Origin of the sequence: Acinetobacter guillouiae, from assembly GCF_002370525.2 — a bacterium.
GTDB lineage: Bacteria > Pseudomonadota > Gammaproteobacteria > Pseudomonadales > Moraxellaceae > Acinetobacter > Acinetobacter guillouiae.
Genome location: NZ_AP014630.1, coordinates 4,577,144 through 4,599,623 on the forward strand (window position 1 = coordinate 4,577,144; position 22,480 = coordinate 4,599,623).

Annotated in this window: 17 protein-coding genes, 1 rRNA gene and 2 pseudogenes; 6 read left to right on the forward strand and 14 right to left on the reverse strand. The window is 37.8% G+C overall.

Annotation, left to right across the window (positions count from 1 at the left end; translation table 11 throughout):
- Nucleotides 1-5 precede the first annotated feature (5 nt).
- The 11 genes and pseudogenes from AS4_RS22240 to AS4_RS21380 all read right to left on the reverse strand — a co-directional run.
- Nucleotides 6-497: pseudogene (locus AS4_RS22240) on the reverse strand (type VI secretion system-associated protein TagF); the annotation flags it as partial.
- A gap of 71 nt (nucleotides 498-568) precedes the next feature.
- A pseudogene (tagF, locus tag AS4_RS22245) lies at nucleotides 569-965 on the reverse strand (type VI secretion system-associated protein TagF); the annotation flags it as partial.
- Between the two features lie 34 nt (nucleotides 966-999).
- Nucleotides 1,000-4,905: a type VI secretion system membrane subunit TssM gene (gene tssM / locus AS4_RS21340; RefSeq protein ID WP_096735431.1), complete on the reverse strand. Its 3,906-nt coding sequence runs from the start codon at nucleotides 4,903-4,905 to the stop codon at nucleotides 1,000-1,002.
- 34 nt (nucleotides 4,906-4,939) lie between these two features.
- Nucleotides 4,940-6,331 carry a hypothetical protein gene (locus tag AS4_RS21345; RefSeq protein WP_096735432.1) on the reverse strand — a complete coding sequence of 464 codons (1,392 nt, stop codon included), beginning with the start codon at nucleotides 6,329-6,331 and terminating at the stop codon, nucleotides 4,940-4,942.
- Nucleotides 6,332-7,324, reverse strand: coding sequence for a type VI secretion system baseplate subunit TssG (gene tssG / locus AS4_RS21350; RefSeq protein WP_034617199.1), 993 nt, complete (start codon nucleotides 7,322-7,324; stop codon nucleotides 6,332-6,334).
- Nucleotides 7,288-9,096, reverse strand: coding sequence for a type VI secretion system baseplate subunit TssF (gene tssF / locus AS4_RS21355; protein ID WP_004823592.1), 1,809 nt, complete (start codon nucleotides 9,094-9,096; stop codon nucleotides 7,288-7,290). The genes tssG and tssF overlap by 37 nt, the downstream gene beginning before the upstream one ends.
- A gap of 17 nt (nucleotides 9,097-9,113) precedes the next feature.
- The gene (gene tssE, locus AS4_RS21360; protein WP_004723556.1) at nucleotides 9,114-9,587 is read right to left on the reverse strand and encodes a type VI secretion system baseplate subunit TssE; all 474 of its coding nucleotides are present in this window, start codon (nucleotides 9,585-9,587) and stop codon (nucleotides 9,114-9,116) included.
- Nucleotides 9,588-9,650: 63 nt separating this feature from the next.
- Entirely contained in the window at nucleotides 9,651-10,154 is a 504-nt protein-coding gene (locus tag AS4_RS21365) for an Hcp family type VI secretion system effector (RefSeq protein ID WP_004723558.1), read from the reverse strand.
- Nucleotides 10,155-10,200: 46 nt separating this feature from the next.
- Nucleotides 10,201-11,682: a type VI secretion system contractile sheath large subunit gene (tssC, locus tag AS4_RS21370; protein ID WP_004823591.1), complete on the reverse strand. Its 1,482-nt coding sequence runs from the start codon at nucleotides 11,680-11,682 to the stop codon at nucleotides 10,201-10,203.
- Nucleotides 11,675-12,184 (reverse strand): type VI secretion system contractile sheath small subunit, encoded by a 510-nt coding sequence (gene tssB / locus AS4_RS21375; RefSeq protein ID WP_004723560.1) that lies wholly within the window; start codon nucleotides 12,182-12,184, stop codon nucleotides 11,675-11,677. Before tssB ends, tssC begins: the two co-directional genes overlap by 8 nt.
- A gap of 29 nt (nucleotides 12,185-12,213) precedes the next feature.
- Nucleotides 12,214-12,858: a hypothetical protein gene (locus AS4_RS21380; RefSeq protein ID WP_096735433.1), complete on the reverse strand. Its 645-nt coding sequence runs from the start codon at nucleotides 12,856-12,858 to the stop codon at nucleotides 12,214-12,216.
- A 365-nt stretch (nucleotides 12,859-13,223) separates the two neighbouring features.
- Here AS4_RS21380 and tssH point away from each other — a divergent pair, with 365 nt between their 5' ends.
- The 6 genes from tssH to AS4_RS21410 are packed head-to-tail and all read left to right on the forward strand — an operon-like array spanning nucleotide 13,224 to nucleotide 20,793.
- Nucleotides 13,224-15,896 carry a type VI secretion system ATPase TssH gene (gene tssH, locus AS4_RS21385; protein WP_096735434.1) on the forward strand — a complete coding sequence of 891 codons (2,673 nt, stop codon included), beginning with the start codon at nucleotides 13,224-13,226 and terminating at the stop codon, nucleotides 15,894-15,896.
- A gap of 19 nt (nucleotides 15,897-15,915) precedes the next feature.
- Entirely contained in the window at nucleotides 15,916-17,019 is a 1,104-nt protein-coding gene (tssA, locus tag AS4_RS21390) for a type VI secretion system protein TssA (protein WP_004723563.1), read from the forward strand.
- 6 nt (nucleotides 17,020-17,025) lie between these two features.
- Complete coding sequence (tssK, locus tag AS4_RS21395; protein WP_004823587.1) at nucleotides 17,026-18,390, forward strand: type VI secretion system baseplate subunit TssK; 1,365 nt, start codon at nucleotides 17,026-17,028, stop codon at nucleotides 18,388-18,390.
- Between the two features lie 14 nt (nucleotides 18,391-18,404).
- A complete protein-coding gene (gene icmH, locus AS4_RS21400) occupies nucleotides 18,405-19,205 on the forward strand; it encodes a type IVB secretion system protein IcmH/DotU (RefSeq protein WP_004723567.1) in 801 nt (266 codons plus the stop codon).
- An 11-nt stretch (nucleotides 19,206-19,216) separates the two neighbouring features.
- Nucleotides 19,217-19,813 carry a hypothetical protein gene (locus tag AS4_RS21405; RefSeq protein WP_096735435.1) on the forward strand — a complete coding sequence of 199 codons (597 nt, stop codon included), beginning with the start codon at nucleotides 19,217-19,219 and terminating at the stop codon, nucleotides 19,811-19,813.
- A complete protein-coding gene (locus AS4_RS21410; RefSeq protein ID WP_096735436.1) occupies nucleotides 19,810-20,793 on the forward strand; it encodes a M15 family metallopeptidase in 984 nt (327 codons plus the stop codon). Before AS4_RS21405 ends, AS4_RS21410 begins: the two co-directional genes overlap by 4 nt.
- Before the next feature lie 266 nt (nucleotides 20,794-21,059).
- On the opposite strand, the gene AS4_RS21415 is transcribed toward AS4_RS21410, so the two are convergent.
- The 3 genes from AS4_RS21415 to rrf all read right to left on the reverse strand — a co-directional run bounded on the left by AS4_RS21415 (nucleotide 21,060) and on the right by rrf (nucleotide 22,400).
- On the reverse strand, nucleotides 21,060-21,371 hold the full coding sequence (locus tag AS4_RS21415) for an ankyrin repeat domain-containing protein (protein WP_096735437.1): 312 nt from the start codon (nucleotides 21,369-21,371) through the stop codon (nucleotides 21,060-21,062).
- A gap of 408 nt (nucleotides 21,372-21,779) precedes the next feature.
- Nucleotides 21,780-22,091, reverse strand: coding sequence for an ankyrin repeat domain-containing protein (locus AS4_RS21420; RefSeq protein ID WP_096735437.1), 312 nt, complete (start codon nucleotides 22,089-22,091; stop codon nucleotides 21,780-21,782).
- Between the two features lie 194 nt (nucleotides 22,092-22,285).
- Nucleotides 22,286-22,400: ribosomal RNA gene (gene rrf, locus AS4_RS21425) — 5S ribosomal RNA — on the reverse strand.
- Between the last annotated feature and the right edge of the window lie 80 nt (nucleotides 22,401-22,480).

Below are 22,480 nucleotides of genomic sequence, written 5' to 3' on the forward strand. Positions count from 1 at the left end.
TATCATTATTCATCTATAAATGTTTGTCTAAAAATTTTCATGCCTTGAACCAGACTCAATTGACGTTCGCATAAAGACTGTTCAAGTGCTGCTAGACCTGCATTCTGTTCCAAATAGGCATCAATCCATAACGGTTTGACCAAAGATACCCAATGATCATTTTGCATATTTTGAGTGAAAATATTACTTAAAGCCGTGATATCAGCCCCTTGGAATCCAAATAATAAAATTGGAGACTCTTGGTGAAGAATACCAATCAAGATCTCTGTATTACTTTTTTCTAAAAAGCGTCCGATTAAGTTGACCCAAAATGCGGCAATTTCATAGCAATAATTATGATTATTAATCGGTAAAATAAGCACCTTAGATAACTTACTGGTACCGTGTTTAAGCACAGGCTGTAGTAATAAGCCCAAACCCAGCATACTTTGCGCCAATTCATACGGCGTGATCTTCATCATTTGTGCAAATGAATGCATGGTATGATTTTCAAAAAAGTCCTGCGTTTTTAATTCAGGCAAGACCTGTATTTCATGATCAATTTCACCCAGCTTATTGATCAATACTTCAGGATCACGAATGGTTCGGATGCTTCGATTTTTTTGAAATAAATCAATCAATACAGGTTTATATTTAAACGGCGCATAGAGTAAGTTTTGAAAAGGGTGATCAACTTCTAATAACTGGCTTAAAACCATTGGAAATTGACGACCAGAACTGTCTTCACTGGTCACCATATTTGCTGCAAGAAACATTCTTTCCTTAGGGTTTGCGATAAAGAAGTCTAAAGGTGCTAATGATTCATAAGCTTGATTAAAATTTTCTTCTCGCATTGCAAGCTCTAAAGCTTCCGTAATCCATTGATCAATCACTTGAATCAATGAATATTGCCCTTTTGTTTTCAGAAAATCACCACGTGCGGGACATTTTCCATAATACAACGGTGTAGACTTTATCGTTTGCATACTTTAATCCCTCGCGTCAAATCGTTCCCTTTAATCATTGAGCCACTCCTTTTCCAGCAGCATTTGCCGCATTGCCAGCAGGCGCTACAGTTGAGCTTGCTGGTGCGGTTGTCTGAGGCTTAGGTGCAGCTGCTGTCGGTGCAGTCGCACCGCCAAATGGTGAAGCCGCTGGTGAGTTTGCACTTACGGTAACAGGCGCTGCCTGTGCTGCAACAACCAATGGTGCTTTAGGACTTGTGACTCGATCAACCAGTTTTAATCCAACATAGCCACGATTAGAACCAATTGGATTTGAAGCATTACCACTAATTAAACGGAATTGAAGTTTCACAAACAAATCACTGTTTTGTTTGCTTGCCCATGTCATTTCAAAGCTTCCATTCAATGACTTACGTTGTGCACTATCAATTAGTTTATTGATGCCGTATTCACCCGGCTCATCAAATATAGTATGGGTTTGCCCATCTAAATCGATTGCCGTAATCCGTGCTCCTGGTATTGCACCAGGATTTGGCCACATGAAGTTAACCCATTGTTGGATGCCATTTTCATAAACCAAACGCTGCCCATCAATATCAATGGTATAGGACAATAATTTATTGTTAGGGATCGGATAGAATTGGAAATTTGACTGATTGGCTGCAACTGGAGCACCACCTGCTGCTCCCGCAGAAGCACCATTGATTGGGGTGGTATATTGCTCAAAATTCATCACGAATTCAGGATTTAAACCAATACCCATGTTTTTCCAAGTCTTCGATGACAATGTATAACCACGACGAATAACAAATGGATCAAGGGTTTCTTTTACAAATTTAGAAATGCTGCCGTTATCACCAAAAATTTGACTAATTTCACTACTGGTCGCTTGAATCGTTCCAGATGAGTTAAATGGCACTTTTTGCGAAAGTGTTTGGCTAAACGGTTGGAAAGCCTGCAAGGTCCAAAGTTTATTAATTTCGTCCTGTGCTGGGGTCAACAAACTATCAAAAGATTGCGTTAATGGACTCACCAACAATTTTTGAACCATTTGCTGATCCAACTCACCCAAACCAACCGTCAATTTTTCATCGACGACTTTTTGAGTGGTGTTGAAAACTGAACTTTGATCATTAATGGTCAGTTTCGCTAAGGCCAAAGCACTTGGACCAAAGTCACCTGCACTGCGTAGATCATTCAACTTACTTCTGACTTGCGCCATATTCTGTAAATAATCATCCAGCAGTGATTTGTTCTGTAAATCATCACGTTTACGGACCAATTGGTAGAATACTTGGAATTGTTGAGAAATCTGCCCTTGTGCTTGATTGGATGCACGTTGGATATCATCCGTTTTACCTTGACCTAAAACTTTACGCTTAAACCAAGCAATAAAGCCAGTTTGTGGTGCGGCAAGCTCAGCTTGAACGACTGGATTATCCCAACTGGTTTCTTTTGCAACACGGTCAATATAGGTACGGATTGGAGAGTTTTGTGGCTCACCCAACACATCCATGACCTTGGCTTGCTGAACAAAATCAGCACCTTTCGCATAATGGGTAGCATTAATAAACTTCTTCCATTCAGCTATATATTCTTGCTTATACAACTGGGTTAACTGTTTACGAATTTGGTCAGGGCTACCACTAAAAGTTAAATCATCGGACTGGGTACTATTCAACACCCAATCTTTGGTATCTGTTGGCTTATTCGCAGCTTCTTCAATCGCTTTATCGACATATTCATCCCATGCTTTTTGGGTAAATATACCAGGCAATGCATAACCACCGAGCATGACATTACGATTGGTTTCACCAACAATTTGTGCCACCGTCACCGCAGGGAATCGAACAGCCGCACGCATTTTAATTTCATTATAAACGCGATCACGTGCTGGCATTCCACGTACCACAGAGAGCAACACTTGACGAGTTTGATCGACCAATTGTGCATCAGACTCTAACACTGGAAACTTCTTATCATTGGCTAAAGTCATTGAGTAGCTTAATATTTTTTCAGCTTTTTGAATCATTTCGCCACGTGGCATTTGCCCACGATTGGTGTCTAACCATGAACGCCAGAAACGTGTGACTTGGTCACTTAAATGACTCGCATCCATATATTGTGGATTACTCATCATCAAATAGGCTTTTAACGCATTGTAGGCATCTTGTGGATTGGTATCAGAAGGTTCTGATGCAATCTGTGTCGAAGACGCTTGTTTAATTTCTACATTGACATGATTTTGTTTAAGCGTCTGCTCATTGCCTTTTACACGTTGTAGATATTGCGCAATGTTTTGCTGACTCGGCGCTAAAACAATCTGTTTCACACCTTTTAAGTATTCGGCTTTTAATTTTTCTTTTAAGTCATTGCCTTGATATAGACCAAACGAAAACTTCAACGGGCGATGCTGATCAAAATCATCCAATTGCTCTAAACGTTGTTGCAAAATCAGTAATGCATCGATTTGGGTTGAAAGCTCTTGACCCGAAGTTTGCTCCATTTGCACAACTTTATTTAAATCGGCCTGAACATCTGCAATCAATTGTTGGTTATTACGATAAGACCAAACCCATAGACCTAAAATGATGGAAACACCCAATAATGATGCAATAAACGCCAAATAACGTTTACGTTTTGTGGTTGGGTTAATATGTTGTTTAACTAAGTTTTTATCTTTGAGAATGACTTCTGAGAATAGCCCTTTTAAGAAATATCCATGATTCTGAGAAATTGAGTTTTGTGGAATACCATGTTCGCTGTTGGGGATTTTAGTCAGCTGAAAATCATCAACAATCTGTTCCGTCATCGGGCTTTCTATCACGCCCTCTTGTAAAGCACTGGTAAAGTAAAAGCCACGGAAGACCGGTTTAAACTGATACGGATTTTCTTCAAATAAAGTACCAATAAACGTTTTTAATACAGGTTTTAAAGTCTTAAATTCAAGTGGGAAAGTCATCACACTTGGCGAAATATTTTGCGCATGACGGCGACTTAAATGGGTGGTACTGACCCCTTTTAATCCATCATATAAAATATTGTAGTGCTTCTCGAAATGTTCTACAGCATTCTGCGATGATTCAGAGTCATAAGGTAAGGTCGCGCCCCAGACTTGATCAAACTCAGCAGATTCATAACATTCAAAAAATTCAGTGAATCCTGCAATCAAATCCATTTTAGAAAAGACCAAATAAACTGGTGCAAAAATTTCTAAACGTTCAGTTAAATCTTGAATACGTGCTCTTAAACTTTTCGCCAATTTGATTGATTTTTCAGGGCTTTGACTGACCAACTCAGCCACACTAACAATCACAATTAAGCCATTGATCGGCGCTTTAGAACGGTTCTTTTTCAGAATATTTAAAAAGCCTAACCATTCTGAATGGTCTTCAGAATACACAGAGTATCGACCAGCTGTATCCAGCAATACCCCTTCTGTTGAGAAAAACCAATCGCAGTTTCGGGTACCACTGAGTCCTGAAGACACCACTTTTTGGTGGGTCTCTTCAAAGGGAAATTTTAATCCAGAATGGTAAATTGCCGAGCTTTTTCCCGCAGCAGGGTTACCAATCACCATATACCAAGGCAACTCATAGAGTGCTGCGTTACCACTTTTATCACCCAATTTAGACTTACGAATCAATTGGATCGAATCTTTCATCTGCTGATTGATCAGATTTAATTCTTCTTTATCTTTTTGTTTTCCATATTCAGCAGTGGTGTCTTGTTGAATCGCTTCAGCCAATGCTTCACCTTGTTCCGCATGTTTACGGCGCTGGATCAACCAGTAGATGCCGTAAATCACCAATCCAAGAATGTAAGCTGCAACCATCATAAAGAAGTACTGACGCGGCACTACACTATATGAAGAAACGAGCGCAACCAGAATCGAAAGCGCAATCACCAGTTTCGGATTTGTGATGTACTGCCATGCATAGCTTAAAATTGTTTGTATCATTTTCTCTATTTCTTTCTAAATTTATCTGTAAGTTCTATGCAAACTCAGTCCCAACAAGCACTTGGGTTTGCTGATGTTCAGCACTATAAACATAACCGTACAACTCATCTTTAAAGTGCAAACTCAACATAAAACCAAAAACTTTGGCTAAGGGTTGGGTATGGCCTAGGCTATTTTTACTGTAAAGATAATGATGCGCTTCAATCGCTGTTTCGGCAAAGTTTTGTTCAAGTTTCTTTAACAGCTTGATCTCTGCTGGGTCGTCTAAGACCAAGACAAAGGGCTGTTCTTGATCAAACTGTTCTGCTTGGTCTAAATTCAACTCTTTTAATGTTTTAGATGCCTGATCAGAATTTAAAGCAATTCGAATATACTTTATTGCTGGTAAATTTTGCAATTCGACCTGGGTATTTGTCATACAACAGGTACTGATATACTCAGATGGAATATATTTTTCAGTCATCCACGTCCGATCATCTATGGTTTCTTGATCAATTTCTGAATCTACTGCAATAAACAGTGATGCCTCAGAATCCAGAAGTTGGGTTCTTTTCAGCAACTTAATCCAGTCTTTATATGCAGTTGTTTCACCCCAATAATGATATTCAGTGCCAAATTGCTGATCGAGAATGCCCAGTTCAGTAAGATAATGATGAACCAATTCTGAAGCTGAATTTTCATCCCAGCTATGGAATAAGTTTTCTGGCAAAATAATATGGATATTCAAACGATTAAGTCGCGGTACTGCTTCTGCAACCTGTTGTTCTATCGGCTCATCCTCATAGTCACGATGAGGGTCAATCCAAGCAGGATGCATACGATATTCATGTGCAAGTTTGGCATCATAAAAGAGCGCTGAGTTTTTTAGGTGCTCTGCAATTTGATACAACGTTTCAGTATTCTGTTCTAATTGCTGCTGAATTAATGCGCTTATACGCTTTTGACGACTGGAAAGACTAGATGCCTCATCCTCTAACGGTTCTTCAATCTCTTGAACACGGAATGAAAGAATCGGTAAGCCATAACCATTGACCAATTGCGAATCAAGTTCAGGACTTGCCACATCTTGAAGCTGATCAAGCTGTGCTTCATTTTCGCCTAAGGCACTTAAACTTGTCGCTGAATAAACTTTCAAGTCTACCCATTCAATTTTTTCTTCAACTTTAGCTTCAGTGGTTTGTTGTTGTTCTGAACGTTGTTCTGCCTCAATTCTTTGTTGTTCTTTCTTCTCTTGGCGGCTTTGATAAATCTTTTTGATCAACATTGGGCTTAGAATTAACAAAGTAATCGCCGCTGGAATCACCCCAAAGAAAATCAGAAAATCTTGCCCATTTGGGTCATATTTAATATCACGCCAATAAAACACCACGATTACCGAAACCAGTAATATTGTGCTGACTAAAGTTCCTAAAATTATTTTGATCACTTATGACACTCCAATCAGTGCATAACAGGTTTCATCATTGTCACTTTGAGTTTTTGGCATCACAAAAGCACCTTGTGCCAAACCGATTTGTGTTGTTGAGCTCAGTTGTAAAGGCTGGACTTCCTCTTTTGCCAAGACTAAACGTAGATCGACAAGTAAGGTGGGACTACACCAACTTTGCAGAATTTTCTTTAACTTCTTACTCAATTTTTTCTTGGGTAAAAATTCTAAATACTGTGCATGGCTCAATGGTCCAATTTGAATCTCAATTTTTCCATCAATTTGTCGGATCGTTTCTCCACAAAAAGTATTTACACCTAACAAAAAAGGCTGCTTGCCTCCCAAAGTGGTTTTCTGATCATCGCCGAGTTTAAACTTTTCGGTAATATATTCTTTGACTTCAACGTGTTGATTGAACACACAGGTCAGCATTGTCTTTAGTGCATGGGCTGTATTGTTTTGCCCCTGCATCAGCCCAGAAAATTCAGCAAAATAATCGTCTAAATCACTCTGTTGATGCTGTGTCCGAATATAACCATTTAATGCATGTAGGATTTCTAAGTAATTATTTTCTTTTTCAACTTCATAACGTACAGGCAGGTTATAACTTAAACTGGCTTCAACAAATTGAGCTGTAAGCTTATGATTAAATAAGCCTAAAAACTTTTGAACTTCAACACGCTGTTTACGCGGTGCTTGTTTCACTTTATTGGTATAGGTATACGGCATTGCGCCTTGCATACCGGTTAAACCGACAATCAAATTGGTAAGATGAATTTTTTCATCTTGTTGTTCGAGTAATTCAATTTCATGTTTTGGGAAGTTCAAATTTAATGAACTTTCAAAAAGAAAATCGTCAGACCAATTCTTTAAAACAGCAGTATTGGGCGCATGTCTAAATAATCGTGTGGTTTGGATAAATTCAAAAGCTGTAGGGGTTTTAAAAAGCTCATCAATTACAGAAGCTTCTTGCCACCAACGTTCTGTACGCATTGGTATAACTCCTGTTTTGTATTTAAATCTCGAACAAAAACGTCAACAAAACTGTTCATCTGTACTTTTAAGTTAAAGATATGACTGATCAATTCGCTGAAAATATATAAGCTATGCCCTCTAAAGACTTGGACATCCACATCCATTAAAACCTTGACCCCACGGACAAACATTGGAAAGGGTTTGGCTTCAACCAGTTTATTGGTGATTTCAAACTCAATTTTTTTAATTGCATCAATAATTAAATGATTTTCTTTAGATTTTGGTAAGTTATAAAGCTCTAACAACTCTTTAATATGGCTGACAGCATCACCTTTCATTAATGCTAAAGTATTTAATGAAAGATGCGAAATAATACGCCATTGTTCATTCTTATTTTTTTCAAATTGGAACGGTGCAGTAGGTCTTTTTAACACCAATGCACGACGAGCAACGGTACTGTCATTCAAATTCAAGACATTGTTTGACTGACCCAAAGCTTCGTGCGGTAATTCACGATTGGAACATAACAATTTACAACTGACAAAATCAGACTTAATACTGTGTGGTTCTAATTGTTTAGAAATAATCGAATAGCCCGTTTCGACATATTGATTTTGTAAAACGGTTGGATTTAATGCATAAAAAAACTGAATATCGTCACCGTGATAATGACTCATGGCAAAGAAAGGTAAAATCGGATAAACCACTTGATCTTGGTTACTTTTTTCACGGATCAAATTCATTTCAACGATTGAATACACTTGATAGAACTCAGGATGATGTGCATCCGTCATCAAAGGATATTCTAAGTTTTTATGATTGATTTTTTGTGGCTCAGCTTGTTTCTCAAACAAATTGACGACAGGGCTGGTAAATAACTTAAAATTTGCCACATTCAATTCTGAATAATTGCGAATAATGGCTTGGTCATTTAAATTCAGTTTTAAATGGATCTGCACTTCAAAACTTAGATTTTCTTCTTTTAATAATTTTAAAAAATCTAAATTCAAATTTAAATAACTAAACTTTTCAGGAAAACAGAAATATTCGATTAATAATCGATAAGCATGATGGGTATGTTGATCAACAGGCAATAAACTTTCATTTTCATCAAAACCCATTACTTCAAACGGATTTTTTATCGCCACGACTTTATGATTGATGCGAAGACTAAAACTGGTCTCTTTATGAAAAATATGATCCAAGACTTGCAAAGGAAAGTTTGAAATCGCATCCAAATAAATGGGCAGCTTTTCATTTTTCAACCAATTTTTAGCAGGGTTTAATAACTCAAATTTTAAATTTAATGTCGCATTTTGGTTTAAATGAATATGTGCACTAGGATTGGTTTGGAAACTCAGGCTTTCCAGTTGGATCGGCAGCAATTTAACTTCAGCACTGGTATTAAACTCACATTGGACACCTTTGAAACTTCTCGATTTTAAAGTGGTTCCTTTGGGAATAATGTGAACATCCGTCAATTGTTTTTGCTTATTTAAGTCTTCAAAACTCACAACTGAACATGCCGGGAAATGGCGTAAATATTGAGGAAACATCACCTCAAATAAAGAACGTGTAAAGATGTCGTAACTATCAGCTAACTTTTTATCAATACGTGCGGCAATTAAAGAAAATGCCTGTATCAGGCGTTCAATATGTGGATCATCAATTTGTTCTTGATTTAAAGATAATCGTTGTGCAATTTTGGGGTATTTATCTGCAAAGGCACGCGACTGTTGTCCAAATTCTTGTAATTGCTTTTCATAATACGGTAAAAGTTCTTCTATCACGACATACCTACTTTATTTTAAGATCTGGCAGAAATCACATATTGCTGTGTTGTTGGCTTAAGTAAGGCATCAAAAATTACAGGTTCATAAAGTGGGTGGATATTTAAATAAGCTTGAATGCTTAGGCATAACGAACCAACATTTTGGTCATCTAACTGCATTTCTACTTTAATTTGTTTTAAGCGTGGTTCATGTGCAGCAATCGATTGTTCTATGGACTGGCAGATGGTATCTCGATCGGTTGGATTCGCTGTGGAAAGCCCAACAAAATCAATAATGCCAAATTGTACGATAGACTTTTTTACTAAAGGGAAATCATCGATTTCCAAATCTAGCTTGGCAATTCGTGTATTTAATAAGTCTTCTAAATCATGAGCAACAGACTCTCTTAACTCATGAATCGAAAGCCCTTTGATATAATCATCTTCAACAATTAAACGATCAAATAGTGTAGATCGAAATCCATATGGGTATAGTTGATCTAAATTCATAATGTATATTCTAATAATATGAAACAGATAGGGACCCGAGTCCCTATCTGTTCCAACAAACAATTACGCAGCGTAAGATGCGGTATTGTTAGAAAGAGACCATTTCTTAGTAACGGCACCTTTAGCAGAACCGTTAATATCTTGTTGATTATAAGTCCACTCAACCGCAGCATATTTAAGACCAAATGCTTCAGTTGGAACACCTTCTTCATTTACCGTAGGCGTTACACTTGAAACAAGTACATGCTTAAGTTTGATTTGAAGGTATTTAATACGTTTGTCACCATTTGCACGGTAGAAGTCAATTTGAACTTCATCAAATGTATAACCCGCAGAACAAGCTTCCCAAAGTTTTGGACTAGTTGCATCCAAATCTTTAACAAAAAGCATATCTGAGTGTTCTACACGTTCAGCAGTATGACCACCAACGCTTGAAGAAGTCGCAGATTTCGGCTGACGAATATTATGAGACCAAGAATTAACTTCTAGCCAATTTTTGTGCTCAGAATCACGTGACTCGCCATCAACTTTGTACTTGCCTTGAAATTGAACGTATATATCTTTCATTGGATTACCCTTATTTTTTAAAGTTATTATTTAGCCACGCTCTATTTTAATTCGAGGACTGAGGTAACTCAGTGACAAGTCGCAAAGAAACCGACAACTCATCTAGCTGGAAATGCGGTCTTAAGAAGACCACAGACTTGTAGTGCCCTGGCTCTGCAGGATTCTCTACAACTTTTACAGAAGCTTCACGCAATGGATACTGCGCTTTTGCTTCTTGTGAAGCACCATCATCAAGCAATACATATTGTGATAGCCATTCATTTAAAAATGCTTCTACATTACCCGCTGAAGCAAAGCTTCCGACTTTATCTCGCATCATTGCTTTTAAATAATGTGCAATTCGAGAAACTGCCATGATGTATTGGATCTGGCTCGATAATGACGAGTTCGCATTTGCGGTATCACTGTCATACTTCTTCGGTTTTTGTGTAGACTGCGCACCAAAAAATGCTGCGTAATCTGTATTTTTACAATGAACAAGTGGAATAAAACCTAAGTCACTCAACTCTTTCTCACGACGGTCAGTGATCGCAATTTCAGTTGGGCACTTAAATACAACTTCACCATCATTGGTTTTGAAAGTATGTACTGGTAAGCCTTCGACCATACCACCACCTTCAACACCACGAATCGCAGCACACCAACCATGGAGGTCAAATGCATTGGTCAAACGAGTACCAAACGCATACGCGGCATTCATCCACAAATATTCATCATGGTTTTGCCCTGAAACCTCTTCCACAAAGTTAAAGCCTTCAGTCGCCCAACCTTCTTTTGGATCATAAGGCAAACGGCCTAAAACGCGTGGCATTGTCAACGCAACATAACGAGCGTCATCGCTTTCACGGAAAGAACGCCACTGTACATATTCTGCTGTTTCAAATACTTTTGAAACATCACGAGGGCGATCAATATCTGTAAATGATTCAAGGCCTAACATATTACTGCTTGCTGCCGAAATAAACGGAGCATGTGCCGCTGCTGCAACATGTGAAATCTGTTCTAACAGATACATGTCTGAAGGGGTACGGTCAAACTCGAAGTCACCGATCAATGTCGCATAAGGTGCGCCACCGAATGAGCCGTATTCTTCTTCATAAACTTTTTTAAACAAGGTACTTTGATCGAAATCTGTCGCGCCTTGGAAATCTTTAACCAATTCTTTTTTCGTTGTGTTTAACATACGAATTTTGATCAATGGATTTGAAGGTGATTCCTGACAGAAGTAATACAAACCACGCCAAGTCGATTCAATTTTCTGAAACTGCTCATTGTGCATGATTTTACTGAGCTGCTTTGAAATCAGCGCATCTATTTCAGCAATACGCTTATCAATCGATAAAGACATATTTTCTGAAACAGTGATTGTTCCTGCCATCACTTCTTTGGCTAATTCACCAATCAAGCTTTTCGCACGGTCATGCTCTTCGTCATTACGTGCAATGCGGCTACGCTCCACAATAGAATCAAGTAAACTTACTTCTTCTACGGCTGCATCTTGCACAGTATTGGTTTGTAAATTACTCATTTTCAGGACCCGCCTCAGCGCTTAATTTACGAATCTGATCAGTATTTTGTAAGACTTCATCAAGTAAATCTTCCAAACGCTCACTATTTGAAATCTTGTTTCTCAAATCCGTTAAACGTTCACGAGCTTCAACTAATTTTCTCAATGGTTCTACTTGTTGTACCACTTGTTCTGGTCTGAAATCTTCCATCGATTTAAAGGTTAAATCGACCGACATACGCCCACCCTCTTCAGTTAGCGTATTTTCAACTTGATATGCGGCACGTGGAGACAACGACTCCATCACTTCATCAATGTTTTCTAAATCGACATTGATGAATTTTTTATCTTTTAATTTGGTTTTTTCTAACTCAGAAGCAGCAGAAAAGTCACCTAAAACACCTACAACAAAAGGTAACTCTTTAATTTCTTTACCATCTCCAACTTCAACATCATAAGTCAGTTGAACACGTGGTGGTCGGATTCGCTGTAATTTCTTCTGTACACTTTCACGTTTTGACATTTTTGTTATCCATTAATTTGGGCAATAAATTATGTTGGGAAATTCGGTCTTGGTGCTGATGACGTAGACTTCGGTTTCGCTGGCGTCGCAGTAGGCTTTGTAGCTGGTTTTGCAGCAGGCGTTGAGCGTGTTGGTGTAGTGCGGCTCTTCTGAGGGCGACTTACCTTCTGAGGACGAGCACGCTCTACAACTGGGGCACTTTCCTGATTTTTTTCAACCAAAACTGCTGCTGGCATTGCTTGTCTAACTGCATCAGTAAAACTTTTCGCAACAGGATAAGTTTTATCCTCAGTCAAATATCTCATTTCACGCGTGCGCATTTTATTCAATGCGTCAGAAGCTAAGCCAATTCCTGCAAGGAATTTGACATCTGTTAATTCATTGCTTTGGATGTTTTGCGTTTCTAAATAATTGACAATTTGGATGGCTTTATCATTTTTTCCAATTTGCTGAAACTTTTCTGCCGCCGAGACCAACAGTTTGTTTTTATTGTCTTTATTTTTCTTATCACACAATTGTGAATAGACCGCCAACAACTCAGGATTGGTTTCTCCCTCGATCATTGGGTAATCTTTTATACAGGATCTTTTTAGTTTGATTTCATCATCCGCGTAGACAAATGTAGTCGCCAATGATGCGCCAAGAACTAAAATATATGGAATAAAATTCTTCAAAATCCAACCTCAATATTTACTTGATTCAGTTATTCAATAGATTTACTTTTGATGTTTTATAAATATGTATAATTAAGCAATTTCGTTAAAGACTTAAAAATAAGACTAAAAAAACGTGCTCTCGTCAAGTTAAATTTCGTATCAATATTTTAACCATTTGATAAAAATGACTTTTTTAATTGGTGGTATAATATACATAATATCCTATCTTCACAAAAGTTTTTTTTTATGTAAAATATTTCCAGTGATTTTTAAAAAATTATTAAATATTTGATTTCAATATACTAATTTTAATGCCAAATTTATAGGCTAGAAAATTTAGAATTTATTTGCCTAGAAATAAAGTTTTTTGAGAGAGACAGAAAATGACAGATCTAAAAGTTTTGATTAAAAAGTTATCAGCATCTTCACGTACATCTTTAGAACAATCCGCCAATTTATGTGTAAACCATCAAAATTTTGAAATCGAAATCGAACATTTTTTTGTCAAATTATTAGAACAACAATCCAATGATCTTGAACTTCTACTTAATAAATACAAAATTTCAAAAGATGCACTTTTAACGGATTTATTAGAGTGTATTTCTCAACTTCCTAAAGGAAATACCCGTACACCTATTTTTTCCAAATCAATTGTTAGACTTCTTGAGCAAGCTTGGTTACTTGCTTCGGCTGAACCAGACCCAGTGATTCGAAGCGGTCATTTATTGATTGCGCTCTTAACAGCATCTGATCTTTATCAAATTGCCATTCGAGCATCGAGTTTATTTGATTTGTTTCCAATCGATACGATGAAGCATAAATTCTTGGAAATTTGTGTAAACAGCGCCGAAAATATTCCAAACAATTCTCAAGAACAACAAGCTGAACTTAAGAATCAGCCAACAGACAATTCCGCTTCAAGCAAAAAGACACCTGCATTAGATCAATTCACCATTAATTTGACTGAAAAAGCCCAAAAAGGTGGGATTGATCCAGTCATTGGTCGTGAATATGAAATCCGTTTAATGCTTGATATCTTAATGCGTCGTCGTCAAAACAACCCTATTTTAACGGGTGAGCCTGGTGTGGGTAAAACCGCAGTTGTGGAAGGTCTGGCATTAAAAATTTCACAGAACCAAGTGCCCGATGCGTTAAAAAATGTCCAATTACACTCTTTGGATATGGGGCTGTTACAAGCAGGTGCAAGTGTTAAAGGTGAGTTTGAAAACCGCTTAAAACAAGTGATTCAAGAAGTACAACAGTCTTCTCATCCAATTATTTTGTTTATTGATGAAGCTCACACCATGATTGGTGCGGGCGGCCAAGCTGGGCAAAATGATGCTGCGAACTTATTAAAACCTGCACTTGCGCGCGGTGAATTACGCACAATTGCGGCAACAACTTGGGCTGAATATAAACAGTATTTTGAAAAAGATGCTGCTTTAAGTCGTCGTTTCCAAGTGGTCAAAGTAGAAGAGCCAACGGAAGAAGTCGCGATCGATATGCTACGTGCCATGATTCCAGTGATGGCCAATCACTTTAATTTACGCATTGATGATGAAGCGATTATCACCGCTGTTCATTCTTCACATCGTTATATTAGTGGCCGCCAACTCCCGGATAAAGCCATTAGTGTGCTTGACACCGCTGCGGCTCGTGTTGCGCTAACCCAAAATGCTCAACCGGTCAAACTCGACCAACTTAAAGCACAACAACATAATTTAAACCTTGAATTCAATATTATTGAAAATGAACACCGCCACCAGCCAATTCATGAAGAACGTTTAGCTCAGTTAACATCATCATTGGAATTGCTTGATCAAGAAATTCAGCAAACAGAACAACAATGGCAAGCTGAATTGGCACTGATTCAAAAAATTCAAGCATTAGAAACTGCTGAACAGGCTGATTCGAACAAAGATGAGATTCTCAGTACACGTACGCAGCTCTCTGAGCTACAAGGTCAGCAACCACTGGTCTTTGAACGTGTAAATGCCCAAATTATTAATGAAATTATTTCAGACTGGACGGGTATTCCTGTTGGCAAAATGGTCAATGATGAAATTAAGCAAATTCTCAGTCTGGAAGAAAAACTTGAAAAACGTGTGATGGGACAAGATTATGCCCTACATCAGTTGGTTCAAGGTATTAAAACATCAAAAGCACGTTTAGAAGATCCAAATAAACCACAGGGTGTTTTCATGCTTGTTGGTCCAAGTGGTGTAGGTAAAACAGAAACTGCCTTAGCACTTGCCAATGAACTTTATGGTGGTGAGTCACATTTAATCACCATCAATATGTCTGAATACCAAGAGGCGCATACGGTTTCTTCACTTAAAGGCGCACCTCCAGGATATGTCGGGTATGGTCAAGGCGGTGTTTTGACTGAAGCCGTTCGACGTAATCCGTATAGCGTTGTGTTATTAGACGAGATTGAAAAAGCACACAGCGATGTCCAAGAACTGTTCTACCAAGTTTTTGACAAAGGTACGCTCGAAGATGGTGAAGGTCGTGTGATTGATTTTAAAAACACCACGATATTACTGACGTCAAACACGGGCTCAAATGCCATCATGCAGGCATGCCTAAATCAACCTGTCGAAGAATGGCCAAGTGCTGAAGAGCTGACTGAACAACTCAAACCAAGCTTATACAAACAATTTAAGCCGGCATTCTTAGGCCGTATGCGAATTGTCCCTTATTTCCCACTACATGATGATCTGTTAGTCAGAATTATTGAGCATAAACTAGGAAAAATTACAGCACGACTCGAAAAACAGTATGAAACCAAAGTGACATATAGCGATGATTTAATCGAATTAATTCTAAGTCGTTGTACTGAAGTTGATAGTGGCGCTCGTAATGTTGATAACATTTTAAATGCCTCAGTGTTGCCTGCTTTGGCCACTGAAATATTGGTGGCTTTGGCTGAACAAAAAATACCAAAAGTCATTCATATTGATACGAAAGATGATGAAATCATTTACCTATTAGATCCACAAGCGAAGCCAGCAAAGAAAAAGTCGAGCAAAAAGTCAAAAGTTGTGGAAGCTTAAATATATACGAGTATAGAAAATGGATATAAATTTAGACGTCTTATTAGAGCCTATTTCTGATGCTCATCCGTGTGGAGAAGATTTATCTTTTTCCAATGAGTTTCACGAAATTAAAAAAGCACGTACCCATGATGATCCTTTATTAGACCAAGGTGATTGGATTTCTGAGCCAAAGCAAGCCGACTGGTCATTTGTTGCAGAAAAATCAATCCAATTACTCACGCAAAAAACCAAAGATATTCGTTTATTAACATGGCTTACTGAAGCTTGGACAAACCTCTATGGCTTTGAAGGTCTAATCAAAGGACTGGAACTGAGTCACCGTGTTTTAGAACAGTTCTGGTTAAAGATTCATCCTGAAATTGAAGATGACGACTTAGATCAACGCCTAGGCTTACTGCAAGGTTTTACCACCCAATTACCGAGCTTGGTAAAGAATGTTCCGCTCATCAACATTCAACCATTTTATTCACTTGCCCAATACGAAAAATTCTTACATTTACAGAATAATCGTCGTAAGCAAGCCGAAGATTCTGACAGTGTAGAAGCGTCCTTAGAATTAGATCAATTCAATCAGGCGCTATTCAACACCTCACGCACTTTTCAATATCAAAATTATCAGCAATTTCAAGAAATTTTGCAGCATTGGAATATTATCAAACAAACATTAGATGCACTGATGGAGCTGGAAGCACCAAGTTTTGCGAGCATCGATTCACAGTTTGAAAATATTCAAATGAATCTGAAAAAAATCTATAAAGCAGACTCATTTGGAAACAACACCAATACAGCTGCAGTTGAAGATACCCCAGCTCAAATGACAATGCCAGTAACAGAAACAACGCATTCAGCGCCAATTCCACAAGCGCAAACATTTCAACCGCAACCACAAAGCCATTTACAAAACCGTGAACAGGCAATGCGGGTTTTACAAGAGATTGCCGATTACTTTCAAACCAATGAGCCGCATAGTCCTGTGAGTTATATGCTGCAAAAAACAATTAAATGGAGCCAAATGCCTTTACATGAATGGTTAACTCAAGTCATTAAAAATGATAATCCCCTTGATTCTATTCAAGAATTATTGGGCGTAAACCAAAATAATGAATCTTCTGAATGGTAATCATCTATGTTTAAAGCAGAAAAAGTTCTTTGGGGTGAAGGTTTATTTTTAAGACCACAACACTTCCAATTACAAGATACGTATCAAGAACAACGACTTAACCACACCATTCGTTCAACGATTCCTTATCCTTATGGAATTAAAAATCTTCGATTTGACGAAACACAGCTGGGCACACATGTGCTTGCTTTAGAGCAAATTGATATGATTTGGCAGGATGGTGAAATTTACCAAGCGCCAGCCAAAGATCTGTTACCACAACCGATTTTATTGGATGAACTGAACTTACGTGGGGAAATGTTAATCTACTTAGCATTGCCTATTTTACAACCGAATAAGAAGAACATCTCTGATGAACAGGATAAACAACCTGCTCGCTACCATTCATATTTGAATGAAACTCACGATCTTTTTACAGACGCATCCCCTGCTGAAATTACATTTCTTCGACGCCGAACTGAATTTAAACTTTTTGATGTTCAAGCAGATCCAAATCAAGATTTAGATGGTTTTTTATATCTCGCCATCGGAAAAATTCGACGTCATAGTTCAGGGAATTTTGAGATTGATTCAAAATATATCCCACCAATTTTACATATTCAGTCAAATGAAACCTTATTGGCAAATTTGAAGCGAACGTTGAACGTTGTTCGTGCCAAAATTAAAATGATTCAAACCAATAACCGTGAAAATGAACAAAAGCTCATAGAGTTTAGATCGGGTGATATTGTTTCATTCTGGTTGGTCAATGCACTAAATACTGCTCATGCGACCTTGAATCATCTGTTACAAAATCCACAGATTCACCCTGAAAAATTATTTTTTGAACTTTTGCGTTTAACGGGTTCATTGCTGACATTCTCGACCGCATACGAAGTTGAACATTTGCCACAATATCAACATCATAACTTGCAAGATAGCTTTAGCCAGCTTGATAAAATTTTACGCGAATTGCTCGACACGATTATTTCAAGTCGTTATATCAGTATTGCGCTAAAAGAAATTCGCCCATCTTATTGGGTCGGAAGCTTAGAAACAGATAAAATCACTAAAGAATCAAGACTTTATATCGCTGTTTCTAGTAGCATGATGCAAACCCATGAACTGATTCAAATTGTCCCACTGCGTTTCAAAGTCGGGAATACTGTCGATGTTGAACAACGTGTTGTTGCAGCACTTCCTGCAATCCCAATTCATCATTTAGTCCAAATTCCAACTGCTATCCCGGTACGTTCTGGTGTGAATTATTTTGAAATTGAACCACATCATGAAATGTATCAACGTATGCTTGATTCTGAAACCATCTGTATATATGTCCCTGCAGGTTTCCAAGATATCAGTATTGAATTAATTGCAGTGATGAATGGTTAAGCGAGGAGTATGTCATGAGCCAGAATAATATTGCCCCCTCACTGTTTGATGATGGACAAATTGGTGGAGGTTCTTTACCGCAACAATCCAAAATCACACAAGCAACCAATTTAGTCGATCTTCTACATGACGGATTTTATATTGTTTTCTTATTGAAGAATCAGTATGTGCCAGAAAATGCAAACGGCTTTAAAGACAAAATTTTAGATTTGTTGAATCGTTTTGAACACCAAGCAAAAAAACTGCAGTTTTCTCCTGAAGATATTCATGATGCAAAATATGCATATTGCGCCTTAATTGATGAAACCATTGTTACTCAACAAGATCCATCATTCTTTAACCTACAAAATCATTGGTTAATCAGTCCACTCCAATTAACTTTATTTGGTTCACAGCTTGCAGGTTATCGTTTCTTTGAGTTTCTCGAACTGATTCGTGCTCGTGGTAAAGAACGATTGGCTTCTCTCGAAGTTTTTCATTATTGCTTATTGCTTGGATTCCAAGGTAAGTATCGTATTGAATCAATTGAAAGTTTAAATCATCTTGTGGCACGAGTCGGTGATGAAATCGATTATTTAAAAGGCAAAAAGACTGCCTTTTCTCCTTTTGCGGCTTTACCAGATCAAATCAAAAATATTATTCATAAAGAATTACCCTTTGTTTGGATTTTAATTTTCCTGTTGTTATTTGCTGTACTGGCTTTCGCTGGCCTAAAATTCATGTTGAATAAGACGGAAAATGCTTCTATTGCGAAATTTAATAATGTGATTTCTGCACCTGCTGAACAAGCACATATCACTATTCAATTGCCTTGACAGGTTGAATTATGACACAAGAAAAACAAACATCTATTCGTATATTACAAAGTAAACCCGCTAAAAAAACATTGGGGAAATCATCTGTTTTTCTACTTGGTTTAATTGCTGGGATGGTTATCTCTGCTATTTTCTTTTTTGTTTTTATCAATATCAACCCAACAGAAAATAACAGTACCAATACGGATTCGGTTGCAACTCAAGAACCTGAACTACGCGATGTGCATGCTGAAGAAACAGCAACCAATCATCACGATGAAAATGCTGGTGCATATAAGCAGCATATCAATGAAAAAGATTTCAATCAGATTTTTAAACATGAAAATAAGGTTGCTGCTCAGAAAAATCCAAATCCGAATGCCTCCCCGTTTGAACAAATACTAAAACCAGAGGCGAAACCAGCAGTGCCACCGCCAGCTGCAACCAGACCACAAGCTGCAATAACCGCAAAACCAGTACCAAAAGCGAAAGTAGAAGCAAAAGCAGAAACTGCGGCTAAACCTACTGAAAAAGAAGCCGCACCTAAAAAAGAGGAAGCGCAAGAAGCTTCCCCTGAAGGTACAGTGAAAGTGACGATAGACCGTAAAGTCATAGAAAACAAACCATGATTTTGTTTGTTGTCATTTGTTTTATCTTTTTGGTGCTTGGTCTAACTTTTCTGATGTCTTATGAAATTAGACATAAAACTTTAGACTACCTTAAAGCACTTTTACCGCAAGGTAAGAGAAAGCTGGCTTCTGCAAAGCACTTTGCAGAACAAATGAATCAAGCAGCCTCAGCCAATCAAACCCAAACCCATTGGCATTTACAGCAATGGTGGATTTTGATTGCGGGTTTCTTTTTACTTTCCAGCATTCTTGTTTTTGCATTTACACGACCAATTGATCCGACAAAGGTTGAAGCAGAATATTTAAGAAAAACTGACCCTCAAATTTATGCGCTATTAAATGGTGAGGTTTTAACTCCTCCTCCAGCAGTGGATGAAAGCTTAATTGATGCTGCGATTGTTCAAGCACAGATATTGGAAAGAGAAAATCCTCTTCCAAATCATCAATTCCCAAGTGTAAATCCATCAGCTATAGATAATGAAGGGATTGGAGATCAACGTAGCAGCTTCGATACAGCAATGGTTGACCGTAAATGGGACAAAATGCATCCAAGTTATAAGCAGCGTTTACTCATGGTCTTTAAAATCATGAAAGAGCGCCATGGTTATGAAATGGTGCTTTTAGAAGGTTATCGTAGTCCAGAGCGTCAAACTCGTTTATCTGGCAATACAGCCACGACTTTAGCCAAAGCCTATCAAAGTTATCATCAATTTGGTTTAGCAGCCGATGTTGCCTTTAAACGAGATGGTAAAGTTGTTATTTCTGAACGAGATCCTTGGGCATGGAAAGGTTATCAATTATATGGGGTTGTTGCTGAATCTGTAGGTTTAACATGGGGTGGACGTTGGACACGCATTCACGACTATGGTCATACTGAGTTCCGTATGCCGGGACTGCGTAAAAACCGTGAATCTGCTGAACGCTTGATTGCTGAAGCACAAGGCAAAGGGCTTATGGCAAATAATATTGATGTAAATTAATAGCCATGTTGTCTGTGTAGGAAAATGCTTACAGTAATCACAGCGATTGTCATCTATACGATCAAAGCACAGTCTTATATTCTATAGTTATAGGGAACAGGAAGTTTCCCAGACATAAAACAACAATAAAGCGTCTGAGCATCAGGAACGTGAGATTCGACAGGAGTCAGATCTAACACACCAATACGAAGAAAACCCCATCAGGATGATGGGGTTTTCTTTTTATATCTATAGAATATCTGATTCACATCATATTGTTTGAGAATCTATAAACCATTTAAATACGTAATAATCTGTTGATTTTCAGCCATTTCTGCAAGCTCTAATGCGGTAAATTGACTTTTATAGTCTTTGTCTGCGCCTTTAGAAATCAATAATTTAACAATATCTAAATGATCATTCTCCGCCGCAGCTTGTAGCGCACTATAGCCTTCATCATCAGTTTGATTAACGTCAATACCTTGTGATAATAGTTGTTCGACCTGTTCAAACTCCCCTAAAGATGCAGCATACACCAGTTCAGGAAGATGTAATTCTTCATCATGATCAGGAAGCGGTGAGAATGAGTTAAGTTTCATAAGAAATACCAAATTTTTGTTCAATTATTATTTAGCTAAAAATTTTAAAGGTCAATAGTCCATTATTCAATGAATTCAGTCATCAATTAGCTTAATATAACGAGATCTATTTCATTTCGCTAATCAACACTACAAATCCCACGCACCATGTTGTCTGTGTAGGAAAATGCTTACAGTAATCACAGCGATTGTCATCTATACGATCAAAGCACAGTCTTATATTCTATAGTTATAGGGAACAGGAAGTTTCCCAGACATAAAACAACAATAAAGCGTCTGAGCATCAGGAACGTGAGATTCGACAGGAGTCAGATCTAACACACCAATACGAAGAAAACCCCATCAGGATGATGGGGTTTTCTTTTTATATCTATAGAATATCTGATTCACATCATATTGTTTGAGAATCTATAAACCATTTAAATACGTAATAATCTGTTGATTTTCAGCCATTTCTGCAAGCTCTAATGCGGTAAATTGACTTTTATAGTCTTTGTCTGCGCCTTTAGAAATCAATAATTTAACAATATCTAAATGATCATTCTCCGCCGCAGCTTGTAGCGCACTATAGCCTTCATCATCAGTTTGATTAACGTCAATACCTTGTGATAATAGTTGTTCGACCTGTTCAAACTCCCCTAAAGATGCAGCATACACCAGTTCAGGAAGATGTAATTCTTCATCATGATCAGGAAGCGGTGAGAATGAGTTAAGTTTCATAAGAAATACCAAATTTTTGTTCAATTATTATTTAGCTAAAAATTTTAAAGGTCAATAGTCCATTATTCAATGAATTCAGTCATCAATTAGCTTAATATAACGAGATCTATTTCATTTCGCTAATCAACACTACAAATCCCACGCATAAAAAAACACCCCGGTCTCGCTAGAGAACGGGGTGTTTTAGATTTAAAAGCTGGCGATGACTTACTCTCACATGGGTAACCCCACACTACCATCAGCGCTAAGAGGTTTCACTTCTGAGTTCGGGAAGGGATCAGGTGGTTCACTCTTGCTATTGTCGCCAGCAAACTGTTATGGACTTGTTCGGGTCTTATTTAAATGCCTTACTTCGTACCAAATGAGTTATTAACAGAACATTTGAGTTG